Source organism: Snuella lapsa, from assembly GCF_039539345.1.
Taxonomy (GTDB): domain Bacteria; phylum Bacteroidota; class Bacteroidia; order Flavobacteriales; family Flavobacteriaceae; genus Snuella; species Snuella lapsa.
This window is the reverse complement of record NZ_BAABCY010000076.1, coordinates 28,467-47,385: the sequence shown is the minus strand read 5'-3', so window position 1 is coordinate 47,385 and position 18,919 is coordinate 28,467. Positions and strand designations below refer to the sequence as shown.

The 18,919-nt window shown below is 35.6% G+C and carries 14 protein-coding genes and 1 pseudogene; 9 read left to right on the top strand and 6 right to left on the bottom strand.

Annotated elements, in window-relative coordinates; translation table 11 throughout:
* Nucleotides 1-22 precede the first annotated feature (22 nt).
* The 5 genes from ABD792_RS13785 to ABD792_RS13765 are packed head-to-tail and all read right to left on the bottom strand — an operon-like array spanning nt 23 to nt 4,783.
* On the bottom strand, nt 23-1,006 hold the full coding sequence (locus ABD792_RS13785) for an AAA family ATPase (protein ID WP_345006833.1): 984 nt from the start codon (nt 1,004-1,006) through the stop codon (nt 23-25).
* Nucleotides 988-2,211, bottom strand: coding sequence for a DUF4350 domain-containing protein (locus tag ABD792_RS13780; protein ID WP_345006832.1), 1,224 nt, complete (start codon nt 2,209-2,211; stop codon nt 988-990). The genes ABD792_RS13785 and ABD792_RS13780 overlap by 19 nt, the downstream gene beginning before the upstream one ends.
* A 3-nt stretch (nt 2,212-2,214) precedes the next feature.
* Nucleotides 2,215-2,940 carry a DUF4129 domain-containing protein gene (locus ABD792_RS13775; protein ID WP_345006831.1) on the bottom strand — a complete coding sequence of 242 codons (726 nt, stop codon included), beginning with the start codon at nt 2,938-2,940 and terminating at the stop codon, nt 2,215-2,217.
* Nucleotides 2,941-3,813 (bottom strand): hypothetical protein, encoded by an 873-nt coding sequence (locus tag ABD792_RS13770; RefSeq protein ID WP_345006830.1) that lies wholly within the window; start codon nt 3,811-3,813, stop codon nt 2,941-2,943.
* Nucleotides 3,797-4,783 carry a stage II sporulation protein M gene (locus ABD792_RS13765; RefSeq protein ID WP_345006829.1) on the bottom strand — a complete coding sequence of 329 codons (987 nt, stop codon included), beginning with the start codon at nt 4,781-4,783 and terminating at the stop codon, nt 3,797-3,799. The genes ABD792_RS13770 and ABD792_RS13765 overlap by 17 nt, the downstream gene beginning before the upstream one ends.
* A 34-nt stretch (nt 4,784-4,817) precedes the next feature.
* Between ABD792_RS13765 and ABD792_RS13760 the strand changes: the two genes are divergently transcribed.
* Complete coding sequence (locus ABD792_RS13760; protein ID WP_345006828.1) at nt 4,818-5,534, top strand: RDD family protein; 717 nt, start codon at nt 4,818-4,820, stop codon at nt 5,532-5,534.
* Complete coding sequence (locus tag ABD792_RS13755; RefSeq protein WP_345006827.1) at nt 5,534-6,151, top strand: trimeric intracellular cation channel family protein; 618 nt, start codon at nt 5,534-5,536, stop codon at nt 6,149-6,151. The genes ABD792_RS13760 and ABD792_RS13755 overlap by 1 nt, the downstream gene beginning before the upstream one ends.
* 249 nt (nt 6,152-6,400) lie before the next feature.
* Here ABD792_RS13755 and ABD792_RS13750 read toward each other — a convergent pair whose 3' ends face one another.
* On the bottom strand, nt 6,401-7,114 hold the full coding sequence (locus tag ABD792_RS13750; protein WP_345006826.1) for a peptidylprolyl isomerase: 714 nt from the start codon (nt 7,112-7,114) through the stop codon (nt 6,401-6,403).
* 47 nt (nt 7,115-7,161) lie between these two features.
* On the opposite strand from ABD792_RS13750, the gene ABD792_RS13745 reads away from it, so the two are divergent.
* The 7 genes and pseudogenes from ABD792_RS13745 (at nt 7,162) to ABD792_RS13710 (ending at nt 18,719) form a co-directional block, all read left to right on the top strand.
* On the top strand, nt 7,162-7,803 hold the full coding sequence (locus ABD792_RS13745; protein WP_345006825.1) for an NUDIX hydrolase: 642 nt from the start codon (nt 7,162-7,164) through the stop codon (nt 7,801-7,803).
* A 51-nt stretch (nt 7,804-7,854) separates the two neighbouring features.
* Nucleotides 7,855-8,652 (top strand): lysophospholipid acyltransferase family protein, encoded by a 798-nt coding sequence (locus ABD792_RS13740; RefSeq protein WP_345006824.1) that lies wholly within the window; start codon nt 7,855-7,857, stop codon nt 8,650-8,652.
* Between the two features lie 27 nt (nt 8,653-8,679).
* Nucleotides 8,680-10,794: a DNA helicase RecQ gene (gene recQ, locus ABD792_RS13735; protein WP_345006823.1), complete on the top strand. Its 2,115-nt coding sequence runs from the start codon at nt 8,680-8,682 to the stop codon at nt 10,792-10,794.
* A 105-nt stretch (nt 10,795-10,899) separates the two neighbouring features.
* Nucleotides 10,900-11,796 (top strand): endonuclease/exonuclease/phosphatase family protein, encoded by an 897-nt coding sequence (locus ABD792_RS13730; RefSeq protein WP_345006822.1) that lies wholly within the window; start codon nt 10,900-10,902, stop codon nt 11,794-11,796.
* Nucleotides 11,797-11,930: 134 nt separating this feature from the next.
* Nucleotides 11,931-13,321 (top strand): annotated as a pseudogene (locus ABD792_RS19215) (DUF1800 domain-containing protein).
* 10 nt (nt 13,322-13,331) lie between these two features.
* Nucleotides 13,332-14,522, top strand: a complete 1,191-nt coding sequence (locus ABD792_RS13715) for a DUF1501 domain-containing protein (RefSeq protein ID WP_345006820.1) — start codon at nt 13,332-13,334, stop codon at nt 14,520-14,522.
* A gap of 279 nt (nt 14,523-14,801) precedes the next feature.
* A complete protein-coding gene (locus tag ABD792_RS13710) occupies nt 14,802-18,719 on the top strand; it encodes a hybrid sensor histidine kinase/response regulator transcription factor (RefSeq protein ID WP_345006819.1) in 3,918 nt (1,305 codons plus the stop codon).
* The last annotated feature ends 200 nt before the right edge of the window (nt 18,720-18,919 follow it).

Here is an 18,919-nt window from a genome sequence, read left to right as displayed (position 1 = left end):
TGTTAGGTGGTGTTTTTATTCATTATCTTGGTACTTCCACCGATTGCACTACCATGTTAATAACCGTAGCAGTATTCATGCCCTCCATTTCCCGTTCTGGAGTTAAAATAAGGCGGTGGTTTAGTACTGGGTATAATGCTTTTTTTACATCTTCAGGAATTACAAAGTCCCGTCCGTTAATAGCAGCGAAAGCCTTAGCGGCATTTAAAATAGCTATCGAGGCTCTGGGCGAAGCCCCTAGATATAAATGAGGATGGTTTCTTGTTTTTGAAACGATTTCCGCTATGTATTTGATGATTTTTTCTTCAACAGTAATGTCCTGTACTTTACTACGGTAATCACTAAGGTTTTCAGGGCTCAGTAACGGATTGATATAGGATTGTGGTGCTTCTCCTTTTCGTTTATGGTGGGTTTCAATAATTTTTATTTCATCTTCCAAAGCGGGGTAGTCAACCTTAATCTTAAATATAAAACGATCAAGTTGGGCCTCGGGCAAAGCGTACGTGCCTTCTTGTTCTATAGGGTTTTGAGTGGCCAGAACCATAAAGGGCGATTCAAATTCATAGGTAATACCGTCAATGGTAGCTTGGCGTTCTTCCATAGTTTCAAATAAGGCAGCCTGCGTTTTGGCGGGTGCTCTGTTTATTTCATCAATTAGAATGATATTTGAAAAAATAGGGCCTTTTTTGAATTCGAAATCAGAGGTTTTCATATTTAAAACCGAAGTGCCCAAGATATCACTAGGCATAAGATCTGGAGTAAATTGTATACGACTAAAATCGGTCTTTAATACTCTGGAAAATAGTTTAGCTGTAATAGTTTTTGCAATTCCAGGTACGCCTTCAATAAGCACATGTCCATCTGCTAAAAGTGCTACAATAAGTAACTCAACAAATTGTTCCTGACCAACAATTATTTTGCTTAATTCGGCTTTAATAGCTTCGGTTGTAAGCTTTAGGTCTTCCAAATGAATTCTATTGTTAAAATCTAAAATGTCTTCTTCCATGAGTTATTGGATTTAAATGATTCAATGAGTGTATTGAGGGCTTCTAATTCGCTTTTGGTTAGTGTTGTTTTATTGTTAATTTTTTCGATGTTGTTAAAAAGTTGCTGTGTGTCTTTTACGCTATTGTTGGTTCTGTTTGCCAGCTTTTTTATAAAAGAAGCGTCAACAACGTTGGTATCTAAATACAGTTGTGTACGAATATAGTCTAAAAACAACTGAATTTTATGCTGCGCTATCTCATAATGATTTTGCTTTTCATAATACATATTAGCTATGGTTCTTGTAAAATCCAGCGTTTGATTTTTTAAAGGTTTAATAATAGGAATGGCACGTTGTTTACGTTTGCCTTCAAAAACAATATATACTAAAACACTAACAAGCATTATGTAATAAGCCCATTTTAGTTCCTTAGCATTTAAGAAAACGTGCATAGGGGAACTATAAAATGTTTTTCCCGATTTGTAATAAGCGTCTACATAAATGGATTGGGCATGCGGGATATAAGATAGTAGGCCAGCAGTGTAATTTTGGTTTGGATTTGTAAGTAAAAAATAGTTGGTAAATGCTTGTGGTAACGTACTTAAAATAATATGTCCGTTTCCAAAAGGATGTTTTATTGTATTAATATGTTCTTTGGTATTTTGTGAATTCTTACTATCTACTACACTTATTATAGATGTATTTAAGGTGTCAATTTTATTAAAATAACTAATAATGTCAGCCTTATCGAAAGTATATGAATCATTTTTTATTAAAATGTTATTTTTAAGTTTAAACCGGTAGACATTGTCAAAATTATTCAAATTACTTATTACGGCATTATCGGCATTAATAGTATCTAATAAGGTTTTATTGATAGATTCTGAAGCGATAAAAAGTGTATTTCCCCTGGCTGTCCAATCTAATAATTGGTCAAGCTCAGCTTTATCGAAAGTAATACGGTTGTTAATAAAGAGGTAAGTTCCGGTAATGGAATCATTAGAGTTTAAGTATTCGTAAGGTGGACGATCTACATCTACTATGTTATTTTTGGAAAACAAACGTTCTAATTGCTCGTGCAAAATAAAAGTGCCAAACGGAATTTTATGATGTTTGGTGTAGCTAGGATACCAATTTAATGCCTGAGGCTTTGTGCTTTCAAATACCACAATACTTAATAAAGCGATTATGGTGAGTACGATGTATATTTTACCCTTCTTGTCCAATGCTTAAATGGATTTAATTAGGTTGGTGAATGCAGGTTGTAGTGTGCCAAACTTTAAGGCATCAACATTAAATTCTCCATACCACACATAATCATATATACGTGTAACAGTTATGAAATGATCTTTAACAATGGGCGCTTTTATTTCTTTTATGTAGTCTTCGTTGGTTTTTTGTTGTTCCCAAGATATTCGTTCACTTTCGTCAAGGTGTTTTAAAGCCAGTAAATATAAATAGCGAATGGCCAGGCGATAGTTGTTTTGTGCTATTGCTTGGTCTATAAGTGTTTGTATGTTGTTATGCTTTATGATGATTTCTTCTTCCGTAAATTGAATGTTTGCCTTTTTTGGGGTATTATGTACGATTCTCTTATAATTAACTTTTAAAAAGAATTTGATAAGAATAAAAATAAGTATGCCCAATAATAAGTAAGGTATAAGTTTAAGGATGAATTTAGCAATACCTGTAGCAGGTCCAACACCAAAAATGGCTTCCAGTATCTTAAGAAGCATATTATATAACCAATTATATAATTTATCGAGTACAGCCCCTCTGTTTTCAGTTTCGGTATAGTTAAAGGCCTTTTTACTTTTATAATCCTCTAGGTCTTTTGTACTTATTTCCTGTACTTTTAAATTTGAATCATCATATTTTAAAGCAAGAGAATCCTGTTGCGCAAAGCTACAAACGCTAAAAACAAAAAAGACTAAAAGAAAATAAAAGTTGCGCATTTAGTCTTCAGATTTTCCAATAGATTGTATGCGCTCCAAGGTGCCCGTAAAGTTTTTCCGTTCGTTTAGATTGAAATAAATAAAAGCTGCTCCTACAACCGAAATAAAGTTTAATATAAACTGAAATAAATAGCTAATCATGTTTAAAAGAATTAAAACGGGGTCTACAAAAGAGGAGGTCATTGTAGTAGGATCCATTTCTCCAGAAAACACGCCAAGTTTTATAAAACTGTAAATACTCGCAGGTAAACTAAAGGCGTAACCAGCAACCATAACAATTAATCCTAAGACAAAAATTGTCGCAAAAGTTATCCAGAATTCATCTTTTATGAGCTTAAAGCTATCGCTAAAAGAGCTGCCAATGTCCTTTTTTTCAAAGACAAACAGGCATAAAACCACGGTCATGGGTACCATAAAATAAAAGATAGGAAAGATGCAAATGAAAGCAGAACCTATCAATGTTAACCATTTTAAAACATTTAATCCAAGAAAACTCCAGATAGTATCATTTGTATTGTGCTTTACCTCTTCTTTATTAACATTACCATTATTGTTAATATAAGATTCAATATAATGTAACACAGCCGAAGTCGCAAACGTATATGCCAACATAGCTGAAACTATAAACAATATGATAACAAAAAAGAGCAGTAGAAGGTTATTGGTTTGGCCGTTAAAATTACTTAAGTTAAATATATCGCCAACAGTATAGGTGTAAGCGGCCATAGCCAGTAAAAAAATAGCAAGATAGGGACCAGATATTTTTAAAACTGTTTTTAAAAAAGGTTTCAGCTCCACTCTAATAAAACCAAATGTATCGGTAATAATATCAGCTAGTTCACGTTGTTTTTTAAATTCAATAAATGATTTCATCTGTTGGGGTGTTAAGTGTTTTTCTTTTATGTAGTTGAATTGGATAGATTACGTAATAAAACAGAATTAATACCAACGAGCCAACTATAATGAAAATAGCCAGCCAATCGGGCATTTCGGTATGTCTTGTAACAAAGCCTTCTAAAAAACCAGCGATTATAAAAAAGGGAATGGTACTCATTAAAATTTTTAACCCATTTTTTACACCGCGCTTAAACGCTTCCATTCGCGTATACGTACCCGTAAACAACAAACCGTTACCAAGCACTAACCCTGCGCATCCAGCAATAATGATAACCGATATTTCAATGGTTCCATGGATCCAAATGGTTCGGGCCGATTCCCAAAGCAAACCTTTTTCAAAGAAAAAATACTGGAAACTACCTAGCATAATGCCATTTTGAAGCATAATGTACAGTGAACCAACTCCCAGTAATATACCATAAGCAAAGGCCATTAGAGCCACTTTTATATTGTTAAGGGTTATACCCAAAAACATATTAAAGGCTCCTTGTTCTTTATAAACAGCCATAGGATCTCCCTTTTTAATGTTTTCAAGTGTCATATTTACATAACCATCTCCTAAAAAAGAGCGTACAAAATCGCCTTCGTTTGCTGCCGAAAACACACCTACAATTACAAAAAGAGAGAAAACTAAGAAGGCAATAAGCAATTCCCTATGATGGTGGTAAAACATGTTGGGAAACTCAAACTTAAAAAACGATAGTATTCTGTTTTTTGATTCTTTTTGGGTCTTATATATACTTTGATGTGCTTGCGATGCCAGTTGGTTTAGGTAAACCTGGGTATTACTGTTAGGGTAAAAGGTTTTGGCATAGCTTAAATGATCGGTTATTTCTATATATAAACTAGATAATTCGTCAGGAGTAACCTGTGTTTTATTTGAAAGAACATTTTCAAATATTAACCATTTGTCTTTATTTTGTTTCACGAAAGCTGCCTCACGCATCCAGAGTAGTATTTGCTTTCAAAGAAAAGAAAATATGAAAGAATTTCAAATAGAAACAGCGCAAAATGTAAGCATTCATCAAAACATAGCAAGTCTTGGTGATAGGATATTGGCATACATTATAGATAGCTTTGTTATTTATGCTTATTGGATAGGAATTATTATGCTGTTAATATTTATGGATCTGGACATGCGGGATGCATGGGCTATTTATTTGTTAGTGTCGTTGCCAGGTTTTTTATATTATGTTTTGTTGGAAACCTTTTTTAACGGACAGACTATTGGAAAAAAGCTAATGCAGTTAAGGGTTGTAAAACTCGACGGATCAAAACCCTCGTTTGCAAGTTATTTTGTAAGATGGATTATGCGTATTGTAGATGTAACCTTAACCAGTGGAGGAGTTGCTGTACTAACAATTTTAATTAGGGGCAATGGGCAGCGTGTTGGAGATATGGCAGCAGGTACTTCGGTAATAACCGAAAAGAAAAGACTAACTATTAACGATACTATTTTAAAGGAAATCCCAATTGATTATACCCCAACCTATAGTCAAGTAACCTTGTTAAAGGATTCTGAAATGCAAACCGTAAAATCCTTATACAGAACAGCAGTATTTAAAGGTCAGCACCATATTATACTATCTTTACACAAAAGACTTTTGGAGGTTATGCAGATTGAAACCCAAGAAAAGCCAATAGATTTTGTTAACACAGTAATTAAAGACTACAATTACTATACCCAACACATGTAATGCTATATACGATTGATATTTTAGGAACCATTGCTTTTGCTATTTCAGGTGTGTTGGTAGCATTTGACAAAAGAATGGATTTATTCGGAATTTTAATTATTGCCTTTGTTACATCGGTAGGAGGTGGTACCCTGCGGGATTTACTTATTGGTAATACACCGGTTAGCTGGATGAAGGATATCACATATACCTACGTGATAATCGTGTCGGCTGTTTTTGCTATTCTTTTTAGAAGTAAGCTGGATTATTTACGAACGTCTTTGCTCTTATTTGATACGATTGGAATTGGGCTGTATACCTTAATAGGTGTGGAGAAAGGAGTTAGTGTGGGGTTGCATCCTTTAATCTGTATCGCACTGGGAACTATGACTGCCAGTTTTGGAGGTGTTATACGTGATATTTTATGTAATGAAATCCCCGTCATTTTTAGAAGGGAAACCATTTACGCAACGGCCTGTATACTTGGAGGCGCTTCTTATTTCTTGCTTGGAGCATTACCGATAGAGCAAAATGTGGTTTTTGTGATTTCAGGATTGGTAACGATCATAATAAGGTTGTTGGCTGTTAGGTTTAAAATAGCCTTGCCCAATATATATAGAGAGATAGGGCGTAAGTAGGGATTGAGAATTTATTTGATATAAGAGCTATTAAATTTTTTACTATGAGAATTCTCATTTAGTGCTTCCAAACTCTTGCCTTAGTTTCTAAGAATTTTATATGCGTCATGAATACATCAATCAAAGCGGTCTGAATTAGAAAACTATTTGTGTATTCGTGGTAAAGCAAACTTTCAATTTGCGCCCAATCTATGACACTTTAATGCAAGGGAGTGATTTTTATAAGAAATAGATCGTTTGAAGAAATCCCTATTCTATGATCTCAACAGTTTTTATATAGACATTCTTTAAGGGCCAGTCGGCATCGTCTGTTTTAACAGCAGCTATCTTATCAACCACGTCCATGCCTCTGGTTACTTTCCCAAAAATAGTGTAGTCGCCATCTAAAAAGTGTGCGCCGCCTTTTTGTTGTACAATAAAAAACTCATAAGGCGATGCCAATTTATGGGGATTATCAATTTCACTACTAGGCATCGAAAGAACGCCTCGATCGTGTTTAAACCCTCTGTTAGTATCTGTTGGGAGTAAGTATTTTCCAATATGCGTGCGTTTAACCGAAGTCTTTTTATCGTCGCCATTACCAGCCTGAACAACAAAGTTGTTAATAACCCTGTAAAACTGTGTGCCGTTAAAGTACTTTTGCTTTGTTAAAAAGATAAAATTGGCACGGTGAAACTTTGTTTCGTTAAATAAAAGTATTTCTATAATACCAAAATCGGTGGTAAGGCGTACTTTGTTTTCTTTATTGTGTTTTTCATATTCCAAAAAGAACTCCATGGCATTTTTAGAGTCAAGGCGCGGAAACTCCCTGTTTGGCTCAGTAATAGAGTCATGAATAGGCTCTTTTTTTACAACTGTTGTTTTTGTTGGTGTTTTAGATTTTAGGTTTTTCTTTTTATTGGATTGTTTATCTTCACAGTTTAAAAACAGTATACAAAGGAAAAAAATGTATTTGAGTTGCATTAATTCAATAGTTTAATGATTAAAAGCCATAAAGAGTACTCACAAATATGGACTTCAATGAATTTTTAAAATCGTTACCAAAAATAAAAAATATACAGCTTCCCGGCGAAGTATCACACTATAAAATGGTTCCTCCGTTTCGAAGAGAGCTGCTTAAACATCATCAAAAGGAGACTCATAAAGCAAGGAGAGCAGGTGTTTTAGCGTTGTTTTATCCCGATTCTAATAAACAAACCAGATTTGTTCTGATACTTCGTAAAACTTATGAAGGCGTTCATTCTGCCCAAATTGGTTTTCCGGGAGGAAAATTGGAGGAACAGGATATTTCTATACAGGCAACAGCAGTTAGGGAAACGTATGAAGAAGTAGGTGTTCCAGAAAATCAAATTATGGTAATTAAGGAGCTTACAGAAGTTTATATCCCTCCAAGTAATTTTTTTGTATATCCATTTATGGGCATCTTAAAGGATGTCCCCCGATTTTTTAGACAAGAGGACGAAGTAGAAGCGGTTTTAGAAATACCATTAGAACATTTTTTGGAGCACGAACGCTTAATTACCAAACGTGTAAAAACTTCGTATAGTGTTGATGTAGAGGTGCCTGCATTTCATTTAAATGGACATGTGGTTTGGGGGGCGACAGCAATGATACTAAGTGAAATTAAAGACTTGTTAAAACAAGCCTTCTAGATTTTTCATATTTATTACATTTGTGGAACTAACCAAACAGCGGCGAGATTTATGGGATTATTTAAGAGAAATCCATTTGGGCATATACTATTCATTAAAAAATGGCTGATCAGAATTTTAGGAGGACTTACGCATCAGCGTTTTAGAGGATTTAATGAATTGCAAATTGATGGCTCGGAAATAATAAAAGATTTGCCAGATACCAATGTGCTTTTTATATCCAATCATCAAACCTATTTCGCAGATGTAGTGGCCATGTTTCATGTGTTCAATGCGAGTTTAAGTGGTCGTGTAGATTCTATTAAGAATGTTGGGTATTTATGGCATCCGAAGTTGAATATTTATTATGTAGCGGCAAAGGAAACCATGAAAGCCGGTTTGTTGCCAAAAATATTGGCTTATGTAGGATCTGTTAGTATTGAGCGCACTTGGCGATCCGATGGAAAAGACGTTAATAGACAGGTGCGAATGAGTGACATCTCCAATATAGGTAAAGCTCTTGACGACGGTTGGGTTATTACATTTCCACAAGGAACCACAACTCCTTTTAAACCAATCAGGAAAGGAACAGCGCATATTATTAAACGTTATAAGCCGATAGTTGTACCTATCGTTATTGATGGTTTTAGACGGTCGTTCGATAAAAAAGGGTTGCGAATTAAGAAAAAGAATATCCTGCAATCTTTTGAAATTAAAGAACCTTTGCAGATTGATTACGATAACGAGACTACGGAAGAGATCGTAAAAAAGATAGAGTTTGCCATAGAACAACACCCGTCCTTTTTAAAGGTTATTTCACAAAAAGAGCTTGAAGAACAAGAAGCCCTTAACAAGAAAAGGGAATGGTAGTTAGCATAATAGGTAACCAATAGTTTTATGACTCTAAAGCCCCATCAATCCTACTTAACTACCTTAAAAAAATATTTCGGTTACGATAGTTTTCGTGGCGATCAGCAGGACATCGTAGAAGCGGTTGTAAACAAGAACGACTGTTTGGTTGTCATGCCGACTGGTGGTGGTAAATCCATTTGCTACCAATTACCATCCTTATTGTTAGAAGGGGTAACTTTAGTTGTTTCTCCTCTTATAGCCTTAATGAAGGATCAGGTAGATGGTTTAAAAGCAAATGGGATCGCGGCAGCCTTTTTTAACAGCAGTCAAAGCAGTGGTACGCAACAAGACATTATCGAACAAGTTGCCACGGGCAAATTAAAGTTGCTATACGTAGCACCAGAAAGTTTACAAGGAGTACACTATGTTTTAAATGAAAAGAACATTAGCTGCATCGCCATCGACGAAGCACACTGTATTTCTTCCTGGGGACATGATTTTAGACCATCGTACCAACAATTGGGGTTTCTTAAAGCCTCTTTACCCAATACACCCGTAATAGCCTTGACTGCTACTGCAGATAAAGCAACACGAGAAGATATTCTACAGCAATTAAAAATACCACGGGCCAAGCAGTTTATAGCTTCTTTCGATAGAAAGAATATAGAGTTGGAAGTACGTCCGGCAAATAACAGGTTAACGCAAATAATAAGATTTATCAACAAAAGGCCTAACGAATCTGGTATCATTTATTGCTTAAGTAGAAAGGCTACGGAGCAAGTAGCAAAAAAGTTAAAGACCAACGGCGTTAATGCCGCTTCTTACCATGCAGGGTTAAATTACGAAGAGCGTAGCAAGGTACAAGAGGATTTTATTTTTGACAAAACACAAATTGTATGTGCGACTGTTGCGTTTGGAATGGGAATCGATAAGTCTAATGTGCGTTGGGTAATTCACTATAATTTACCCAAGAACATCGAAGGCTATTATCAGGAAATAGGGCGTTCTGGACGGGATGGTTTAAAGGCCAATGCCTTATTGTTTCATAGTTACGCCGATGTAATCCAACTGCGTAATTTTGCCAGAGGAGCCTCCAATGAAGCGGTTCAAATTGCCAAGTTGGAACGCATGCAGCAATTTACAGAAGCTACTACCTGTCGTCGTAAAATTTTGTTGGGCTACTTTGGCGAACTATTAGAAGCAAACTGTGGTAATTGTGATGTTTGTAAAAACCCGCCACAGTTCTTTGATGGTACCATTATCGCTCAAAAGATACTCTCGGCTATTTATCGCTTAAAAGGTTCTGAAGCTTCAGGGATGGTAATTGACGTATTAAGAGGCGCCCATAATGCTGCTGTTATGGAAAAAGGTTATACAGATTTAAAGACTTTTGGTATTGGAAGCGATATTGCTTGGAAAGATTGGCAGCAATACATTATTCAGCTTATAAACCAAGGCTATTGTGAAATTGCTTTTCATAAGCATAATGCCTTGCAGTTAACCGAATTTTCAAAAAAAGTCCTGTTCGAAGGGGCTAAAGTAGCTTTAACCAAACCAGTGGATTACAATGAGATCAAGAAAATAGCAGAAAAAGAAAAACAGCCAAAACGCACAAAAGTAAATACCCTGTTCGAGCGTTTGCGTCAGTTGCGCTATAATATAGCTTTAGAAGAAGGAATCCCTGCTTACTTGGTGTTTAGTGATGCAACCCTCAAGGAAATTGAGCGGGAGCGGCCAATGAGTGAAGCAGACTTTTTAAATATTAATGGAGTAGGGCAACGAAAGTTAGAGGTGTACGGCGATGTATTTATTGCCGAGATTTTAGATTTCATAGGGGCTAAGGTAAAGAAGCCTAAAAAAACAGATACCCACTTGGTCACTTACGAGCTTTATAAGCAGGGATTGAGTATCGATGAGATTTCATCCCAACGAAAATTAAAATCCCAAACCATCTATTCTCATATATCCAAATTATACAGTGATGGTAAAGCTATTAACATCTTCGATTTTATTTCCAAAAGTGAGGTAGAAGCCGTTAGAAAGGCAAAAATAGCTTTGGGATCACCTAATGCTTTGCGACCGTATTTCGAATATTTTAATGAATCGGTAGATTATTTTAAAATCCGTCTGGCTTTAGGGGTGATCGATAAAGAACAATAGATGCCCAATTCGTTAAACTTTTTCGTTTAGCTCTGTTCAAATTATATATAAATAGCTAACTTCGTTGGCAGGGACTTTTTATGAATCAATAACACCTTTGTATTAATGAATCACAAGTTTTATAGTTTATTGCTTGTTTTAATTTTTAATGTGTCATTTGGGTATTCCCAGAAAGACGTATCGACCTTAAAAGTAATGACCTATAATATTTGGAATGGATTTGATTGGGGGAAGGATACGGAACGAAAAGCGGCATGGACTGCTTGGATAAATGAAAAAGATCCAGATGTACTGGCCTTACAGGAGTTATGTGGATATGATGAAGAAAAACTTAAGGCCGATGCGAAAACATGGGGGCATCCGTATGTGAAAATATTGAAGTCGAAGGGATATCCAGTTGGGATTACCTCAAAGCAGCCAATTACCCTTAAACAGAGTATACTTGAAGGGTTTTGGCATGGCATGTTACATTGTGAAACCTTTGGTACAGACTTTTTTGTGGTGCATCTATCCCCAGCCGATAGTGACTTTAGACTCAAAGAGGCTTATAACATAGCCGATAGGATAACATTACATGGTGGCGATAATTATGTTATTCTAGGTGATTTTAACGCACATTCACCATTTGATGAATCATTATTAAAGCAAAATAAAACGTTATTGGAGCAATACCAGGATAGTAAAGATGCTAAGTATTCTAATTTACGTTTAGGAGCTTACGACTATGCAGTTATCTCACATTTTATTTCCTTACCAGCCATAGATGTGACCAAAGACTTTGTATCTATTGATGAACGATATACGTTCCCTACGCCTATTCTTGTAAGTCCCGATCGTAGTAGGGAGAAAATCGATCAGCAAAAACAACGCATCGATTATATTTTTACAAGTCCTATTTTATCAAAGTCATGCGTAAAGGTTGAGGTATTTAATTCCGGGGCTCCTGAGAAACTTTCAGATCACTATCCATTGATGGCTACGTTCCAAATGGAAAATCCATGATACTTTAAAATTCTAGAAGAAAAGAAAAATAATGCATCAAGTAGAGTTTGAGGGCCTTAATATCCTAAGGGTAGATTAAACTTTTATTACATTTTGAAGTCTCTATACTATAATTCGGTGGTAAACTGTAAAAGATGGAGGCAAGACACATTCAGCACCTTTATTTAAGAGTAGGGTTCGGAGCAGATGCTCAAACCCTGAAAAACCTATCTTTAAAATCAAAGGAAGAGGTAGTGAGTCAATTGATCGCTCATAGTAGTAATGTCAAGCCGTTAACGATCGATCTTTCTGAGTTTGAATCGCTGATGAATTTAGAATACCGTCAGCTTAAAAAGAAAGAAACAGCTGAATCGATAAAGGGGCTGGTATCCAAAAGTCGAAAGAAATTAGTTGACTTTAACGTAGCGTGGATACAAAGGCTAACCAAAACGAATACCTTACTAGCTGAAAAAATGACGCTGTTTTGGGCTAATGTCTTTGTTTGCAGAGATAACAACATATGGCATATGCAGCTCTATAACAATCTCTTGAGAGACAATGCCCTTGGAAACTTTAGGGATTTGGTAAAAGAGGTAGCGCAATCGGCTTCAATGAGTAAATATTTAAATAACAGGCAGAATGTAAAGGAAAGTCCTAATGAAAATTTTGCTCGTGAGTTAATGGAGTTGTTTACTCTGGGAGTGGGGAACTATACAGAAAAGGATATTAAGGAAGCTGCAAGAGCCTTTACCGGCTGGTCGTTTAGATTGAATGGTGATTTTTTCCTCCGACCATTTAAGCATGATAATGGAGAGAAAGTGTTTTTGGTAAGCGGGGAAACTTTAATGGCGATGATATTATAGATATTATTTTAGAGCAAAAACAATGTGCCCGATTTATTTGTGAAAAACTGTATAGGTATTTTGTAAACCCCGAAATCGATAAATCCCATGTTGAGGAGCTGGCCAATAGATTCTATGGGGACTATGATATTAAGAACCTTATGGAATACCTTTTTACTAGAGATTGGTTTTATGAAGAAAAGCACATCGGATCCAAGATCAAGTCTCCTGTAGAATTATTGGTAGGTATCCAAAGAGTAGTACCCGTTACCTATCTTCAAAATCGACAGCTTATCTATTTACAGAAACTTATGGGACAGGTATTACTGTACCCTCCAAATGTTGCGGGATGGAAAGGGAATAAGAGTTGGATCGACCCCAATACATTGATGTTAAGACTCAAATTAGCCTCCATCCTTTTGAATGATGCCATTATTGATATGGACATAAAAGGAGAGTTTGAAGATGATTTTGAAGCCTTTTATAAAGAAAAGTCAAATAGAAAGAGATTTATCAAGACTACAAAGTCCTGGGATGTTTTCGATTCCAAATGTGAGGAAGTTTCTTTTGAGGCATTAAAGGAGCTTTTAATTATAGCTCAAGTAGATAAAGATACGGAGCACTTCATGTCAGGTCTGGAAATTACGGATAAACGAGACTATTGTATCCAACTCATGTCTATACCTGAATATCAACTTTGTTAAATGTACAGTTATGAAAAGACGTGATTTTATTAAACATGGCACACTGGCAAGTAGTTTATGTTTAGTACCAAGTTTTGTTAAGGCTTTTGAGTCGGTAACAAATATGGCGATGGGGCATAAAAAGTTGGTTATTATTCAGTTGGCAGGAGGTAACGACGGATTAAATACCATTATTCCATACACCAATGATATCTATTATAAAAACCGACCACAAATAGCGATTCCCAAGCAACAGCTTATAAAAGTCACTGATGACTTGGGATTTCATAATAAACTATTGCCATTAAAAAAAATATACGATAAAGGCTTTCTTGCGGTTATAAATAATGTTGGATATCCTAACCCAAACCGTTCGCATTTTAGGTCGACAGATATTTGGCAAACTGCAAGCGATCATAATGAATACCTTTCTACAGGGTGGTTGGGACGCTATTTGGATCTTTACGCGAAGCATAGTTATGGAGGTGTTGAGATAGACGATAGCCTTTCATTTATTCTAAAAGGAGAAAAGCTTAACGGAATAGCCACTAAGAACCCAGCTATTTTATATAATAATACGAGAACCCCGTATTTCGAAAAAATACTGGCATCTCAAACAGATACCCATTTAAGCGAGCATAATCTGGGGTATTTGTACAAGACCATGATTGCGGCTAAATCCTCAGCCAAATATATCTATGAGACCTCAAAAACATATAACACCCATCAGGAATATCCCAATAACCCCTTTGGGAATCAGTTAAAAACAACTGCAGAGTTTATTAATTCAGGCTTGGAAAGTAAAGTCTATTATATTTCTATGGGAGGCTTTGATACCCATGCCGGTCAATTGAATAAGCAAAGCAGGTTGTTAGATGTGTTTAGCTCTGGTATAGAAGTATTCATAAAAGATCTGGAACAGGGCAATACTTTTAAGGACACTTTAATTTTAACCTTTTCGGAGTTTGGTCGCCGATTAAAACAAAATGCAGCTATTGGCACCGATCACGGTGCTGCCAATAATGTTTTTGTTATTGGGAAACACCTTAACAAGCCGGGATTCTATAATGAAGATCCCGACCTCTTACATTTGGATACTAACGGCGATTTACAGTATAGTGTTGATTTTAGATCCGTTTATGCCACCATTTTGGATAGGTGGTTGGAAGTTAACGACCGAAGCATACTTAACAAATCCTTCAGCAGGTTAGAATTCATTTAAAATACTGTTCCATTCTCCTATTTGACGATTTTTTACCCCAGAACAAACTATTAGCAAACCTTTTCTTCGATATTACAGCCTAGTTTTGTGTAAATGACCCTTTGGAGCTCAAATAACAAATTAAATTGAAAAGAAAGTAATTTAACTTATTTGTCGGATTTGTTATTACTGACAGACATACTGCATTTACTCAAATTCAAAAGTGAAAATTTAAAATTAGTGGGTAAGTGTATGCTGTTTTTATTAAATTTAACTTAAATCAAATTAATAATAGCAATATTGAAAGCTAGAATTTTTATATGGAGCTTCATTAGCGTCCTGATTTTTAAGGTCTCTTTTTCACAGACTAATGTTGTTTTTCAGCAACTAAAAGGTGAAAATGTGTCAACGCAAAGCATTACCTATGCAGTGGCTCAGGATACTATTGGTAATCTGTGGATTGCCTCCGAAGAAGGTGTCTTAAAGCACAATTCAAAGTTCTATAGAATTTATAATACTTACAACGGTTTACCGGAATTGTTCAATAATCGGACAACCGAAATATTTGTTGATTCAAAGCAGCAGGTTTGGATAGGACTTGAAAAGGGGGTATGTGTGTATGATGCCAACCTCGATGTGTTCAAATCCGTTAAAAGCGATGGAGACATAAACCCTTCTTTAATTAGTAGTATAGCAGAGGATAACCAAGGCAATATCTGGGTAGGAGGCTATAATGGGGTATGGAAATGTAAGGCAGATGGTGTTTCAAAAGAGCTGGTTAGAGTAATAAGTGTTACTAATATTCAGGCGGTAAAACCTTACGACGATAAGATCATTTTTGGAACCAACAAGGGACTGTTTGTGCATAGCCCTGATGAGGATACGTTACAGGAGATCAGTACTGATAAGGATCAGAGTAATATAAGTTTGATAACCAGTATAGACAACGAAGTTATTGTAGGAACCAAATCAGGTGGGCTATTTAAGTTGGACACGGATCTGAAAGAAGCTATCCCTTTACATTTAAACGTCAAGATCCAGTATCCTATAACAGATGTTATTAAAAATAAATCTCAAGGTATTTATATGGCTACCGATGGGAGTGGTTTGTATCAGATGGATAGATCTTATTCGGTTATTGGTCATTTTAAAGAAGATGCTAACAATCAGAATGCCTTATCAAGTAATGGGATTTATGATATTTTACTGGGAAAAGAAAATATTTTATGGATTGCAACCTATGGAGGAGGGATCAACTACTTTGATTCAAATCGGTTACCTTTTTTTAATATTCAACATCGCTTTAATGATAAGAATAGTATTGTTTCCAATTTCACAAGGGCGATAGCCGAAGATGCTAATAAAAACTTATGGTTTGGAACGAAAAAGGGAGTGAGTATATGGCATAGAAAAATCAATAAATGGTCTCATATTCCCAATTTATCAAAACAAAAAGAGGAAATTCAGGATATTGTCATGGCACTCGAGCCGGATAATGCATTTATGTGGGTGGGAACTTATAATAATGGGTTATTTAAGATAAATATTAATACGCTGCAAAGTGTGGATTTTAATCCTGATTTCGTCAAGGATGCCGATCTGGTTAAAAAAGTATATGTGATTCATAAGGATTCGAAGGGTAACATTTGGTTAGGAGGTATTGATGGGAATCTGGCCGTAATAAATCATACGAATACCTTAGAATCGTACCCCATTCAGTATGTGAGATCGATTTATGAAACGGAAGCTGGAGATATATTGGCCTCAGGACGTTTTGGTGTTTATAAGATTAATCATGAAACCAAAGTATTCGGGCTAATAGATCCCTTAAAACCGGGAGTTAATACATTGGCCTATTCTACTGTTAATGCTGTTTCAGAAACAAATACGAACCAGCTGGTACTTGCTACTAATGGAGAAGGCTTGGTATTCTATAATCCCAAAAACGAAACTGTTAGGAAACTAACCATGTACTCCGGAATGCCCTCAGATATTGTACAAGGTATTGTAGCGGCTTCCGACTCCAGCATTTGGGCGAGTACTACTAAGGGCTTAGTGAATGTGATATTCAACAAGAACGATACAATAATTAATGTTTTTGACAGTAAAGGAGATGGTCTGGCCAGTACGGAATTTAATTATGGTAGTTACAGAAAACTTAATGACAGCTTATTTACTTTTGGAGGGGTTAATGGGGTGACGATGTTTAATCCAAATGCTATAAAAGGGGATGATTACAGGCCTAAGATCGTTTTTGATGCTTTTAAATTGTTCAATAAATCCGTAAAACCTGGAGAAGGTCCCTTAAAAAAACATATTAATGTAACCGATGCCGTTGTTTTAAAGCATAGTGAAAATTCTGTGGAGATTGATTTTACAGGAATACAGCATAATGCTGCGTCCAAAATTAAATACGCCTATAAATTAGAAGGATTTGATAGCGATTGGTCAGAACCAGATTTCTCAAACTATGCCGCTTATACTAATTTGAATCCGGATACCTATACATTTAAAGTGAAAGCTTTCAATAAATATGGCATTCCGGGAGAAGAAAGACATATCGCCATAACAGTATTATCGCCCTGGTGGGCTACCAATACCGCTTTTGTACTTTATGCTATTGGATTGGTGTTTATTATATTGGCCATTGTGCATTTTACCAGTGTTATTGTAAAGAAAAAGAATGCGGATGAACAGATTGACTTCTTTAATAATATTACCCATGAAATTAAAACGCCTTTAACCATTTTAATTTCGTCTCTGGATAATATTACGGAAAATGTAGGGACCGGTGAAGACTCGAAGAAAAGAATAAAGACTACGGTTAAGCGTATTAATTCGCTTTTTGAACAGATGCTGAACTTTCAAAAAGTAACTTCCGAAGATAACTTATCCATAGACATTTCCGAGATCAACCTCGATAGGTATATCAAGAAACGTATTCATAATTTTCAGCCTTTAACCGGACAGCGAAACTTAAAAATTGTAGTAAATATTGAGTGGCATGATGCTTCATTTTATTTCGATAAGGACAGTCTGGATAAGATCATTCTAAACCTAATTTCCAATGCCATTAAATATTCTTTGGATAATGGGACCATTACCGTCAATTTGTCCAAAACAAATATGAGGGAACTAAAGATAGAGGTTATCGATGAAGGTATTGGTATTCCAAAAGATCAGCAAAAGTTTATACTTAAACGTTATTACCGGGCCAGAAACGTTATTAACAGTCAACGTCCGGGTACAGGCTTAGGCCTTATGATGATTAAAAAGCTTTTGGAAAAAACAGGAGGCTTCATAAGTTTTTCAAGTGAAGAGAATAAAGGAACCACATTTACAGTAGTATTAAAAAACTTAAAGTTTGAGTACGATAAAAAAATATTTTCTAAGGACGGCGCTGTTAAGGAATTAGAAGTAGAAAACGAAGATCGTTCAGAATTGGATGCATTTAGCGATAGTAAGATATTAATAGTAGAGGATAATGACGAATTACGGGAGGTATTGGTGAATACCTTAGGTGTGTATTTTCAGGTGTTCGAAGCCAGTAATGGTAAGGAAGGACTGGACATGGCATTACAGGTTTTTCCGGATATGATTTTAACGGACCTGATTATGCCCGAAATGGATGGTATGCAAATGGCCAGGAGGCTAAAGGAAGATATCAATCTTAACCATATCCCTGTATTCATGCTAACCGTATTGCAAAATTCAGCACAAAAACTAGAAAGCATTGAAACCGGCATATCCGAATACATTGAAAAACCAATAGATATTAAGTTTTTATTGGCTAAAATGATCAATACGTTAAAGTGGCAGAAACAACTTCGTGAAAAATATATTCATGACAATGAAGCCGATAATGCCTTGTTATTTCGAAATAAGAATGATCAGGAATTTCTCGAGAATTTGGAGAATACGGTTATAGAAAATATTGAGAACGAATCTTTTTCCGTGCACGACCTGTCCGGATGTTTCAGTATGAGCAGAACCTCTTTATATATGAAACTAAAAAACCTTGTCGATCTATCACCTCAGGATTTTATCATTCATACCAAACTAAAATTTGCTAAAAAACTTTTAATCGAAGGCGAGTGCAGTATTAAAGAAGTAGCCTATCGTTCCGGTTTTTCAAACCCCAAATATTTTAGTACCTCTTTTAAGAAGTTTTATAAAATGACCCCCAGTGGATTTTTAGATAGTCTTAAGCAAAATTAGACCTATTAAACGTATTGTTTTTGACTTCCGGATTGTGGATCGTAAAAAATGGTGTGTCATTTTTACATTAAATATAGTGGAGGTGCTTTGGTTAATTGGTTGGTTTTGAGTGTTTTGATGATTAACGAACCTTTTGTGATGTTTTTTGATACCCCTTGAGAATGGTTGTTAGATAACTTAGCAATAACTAATCAAAACTA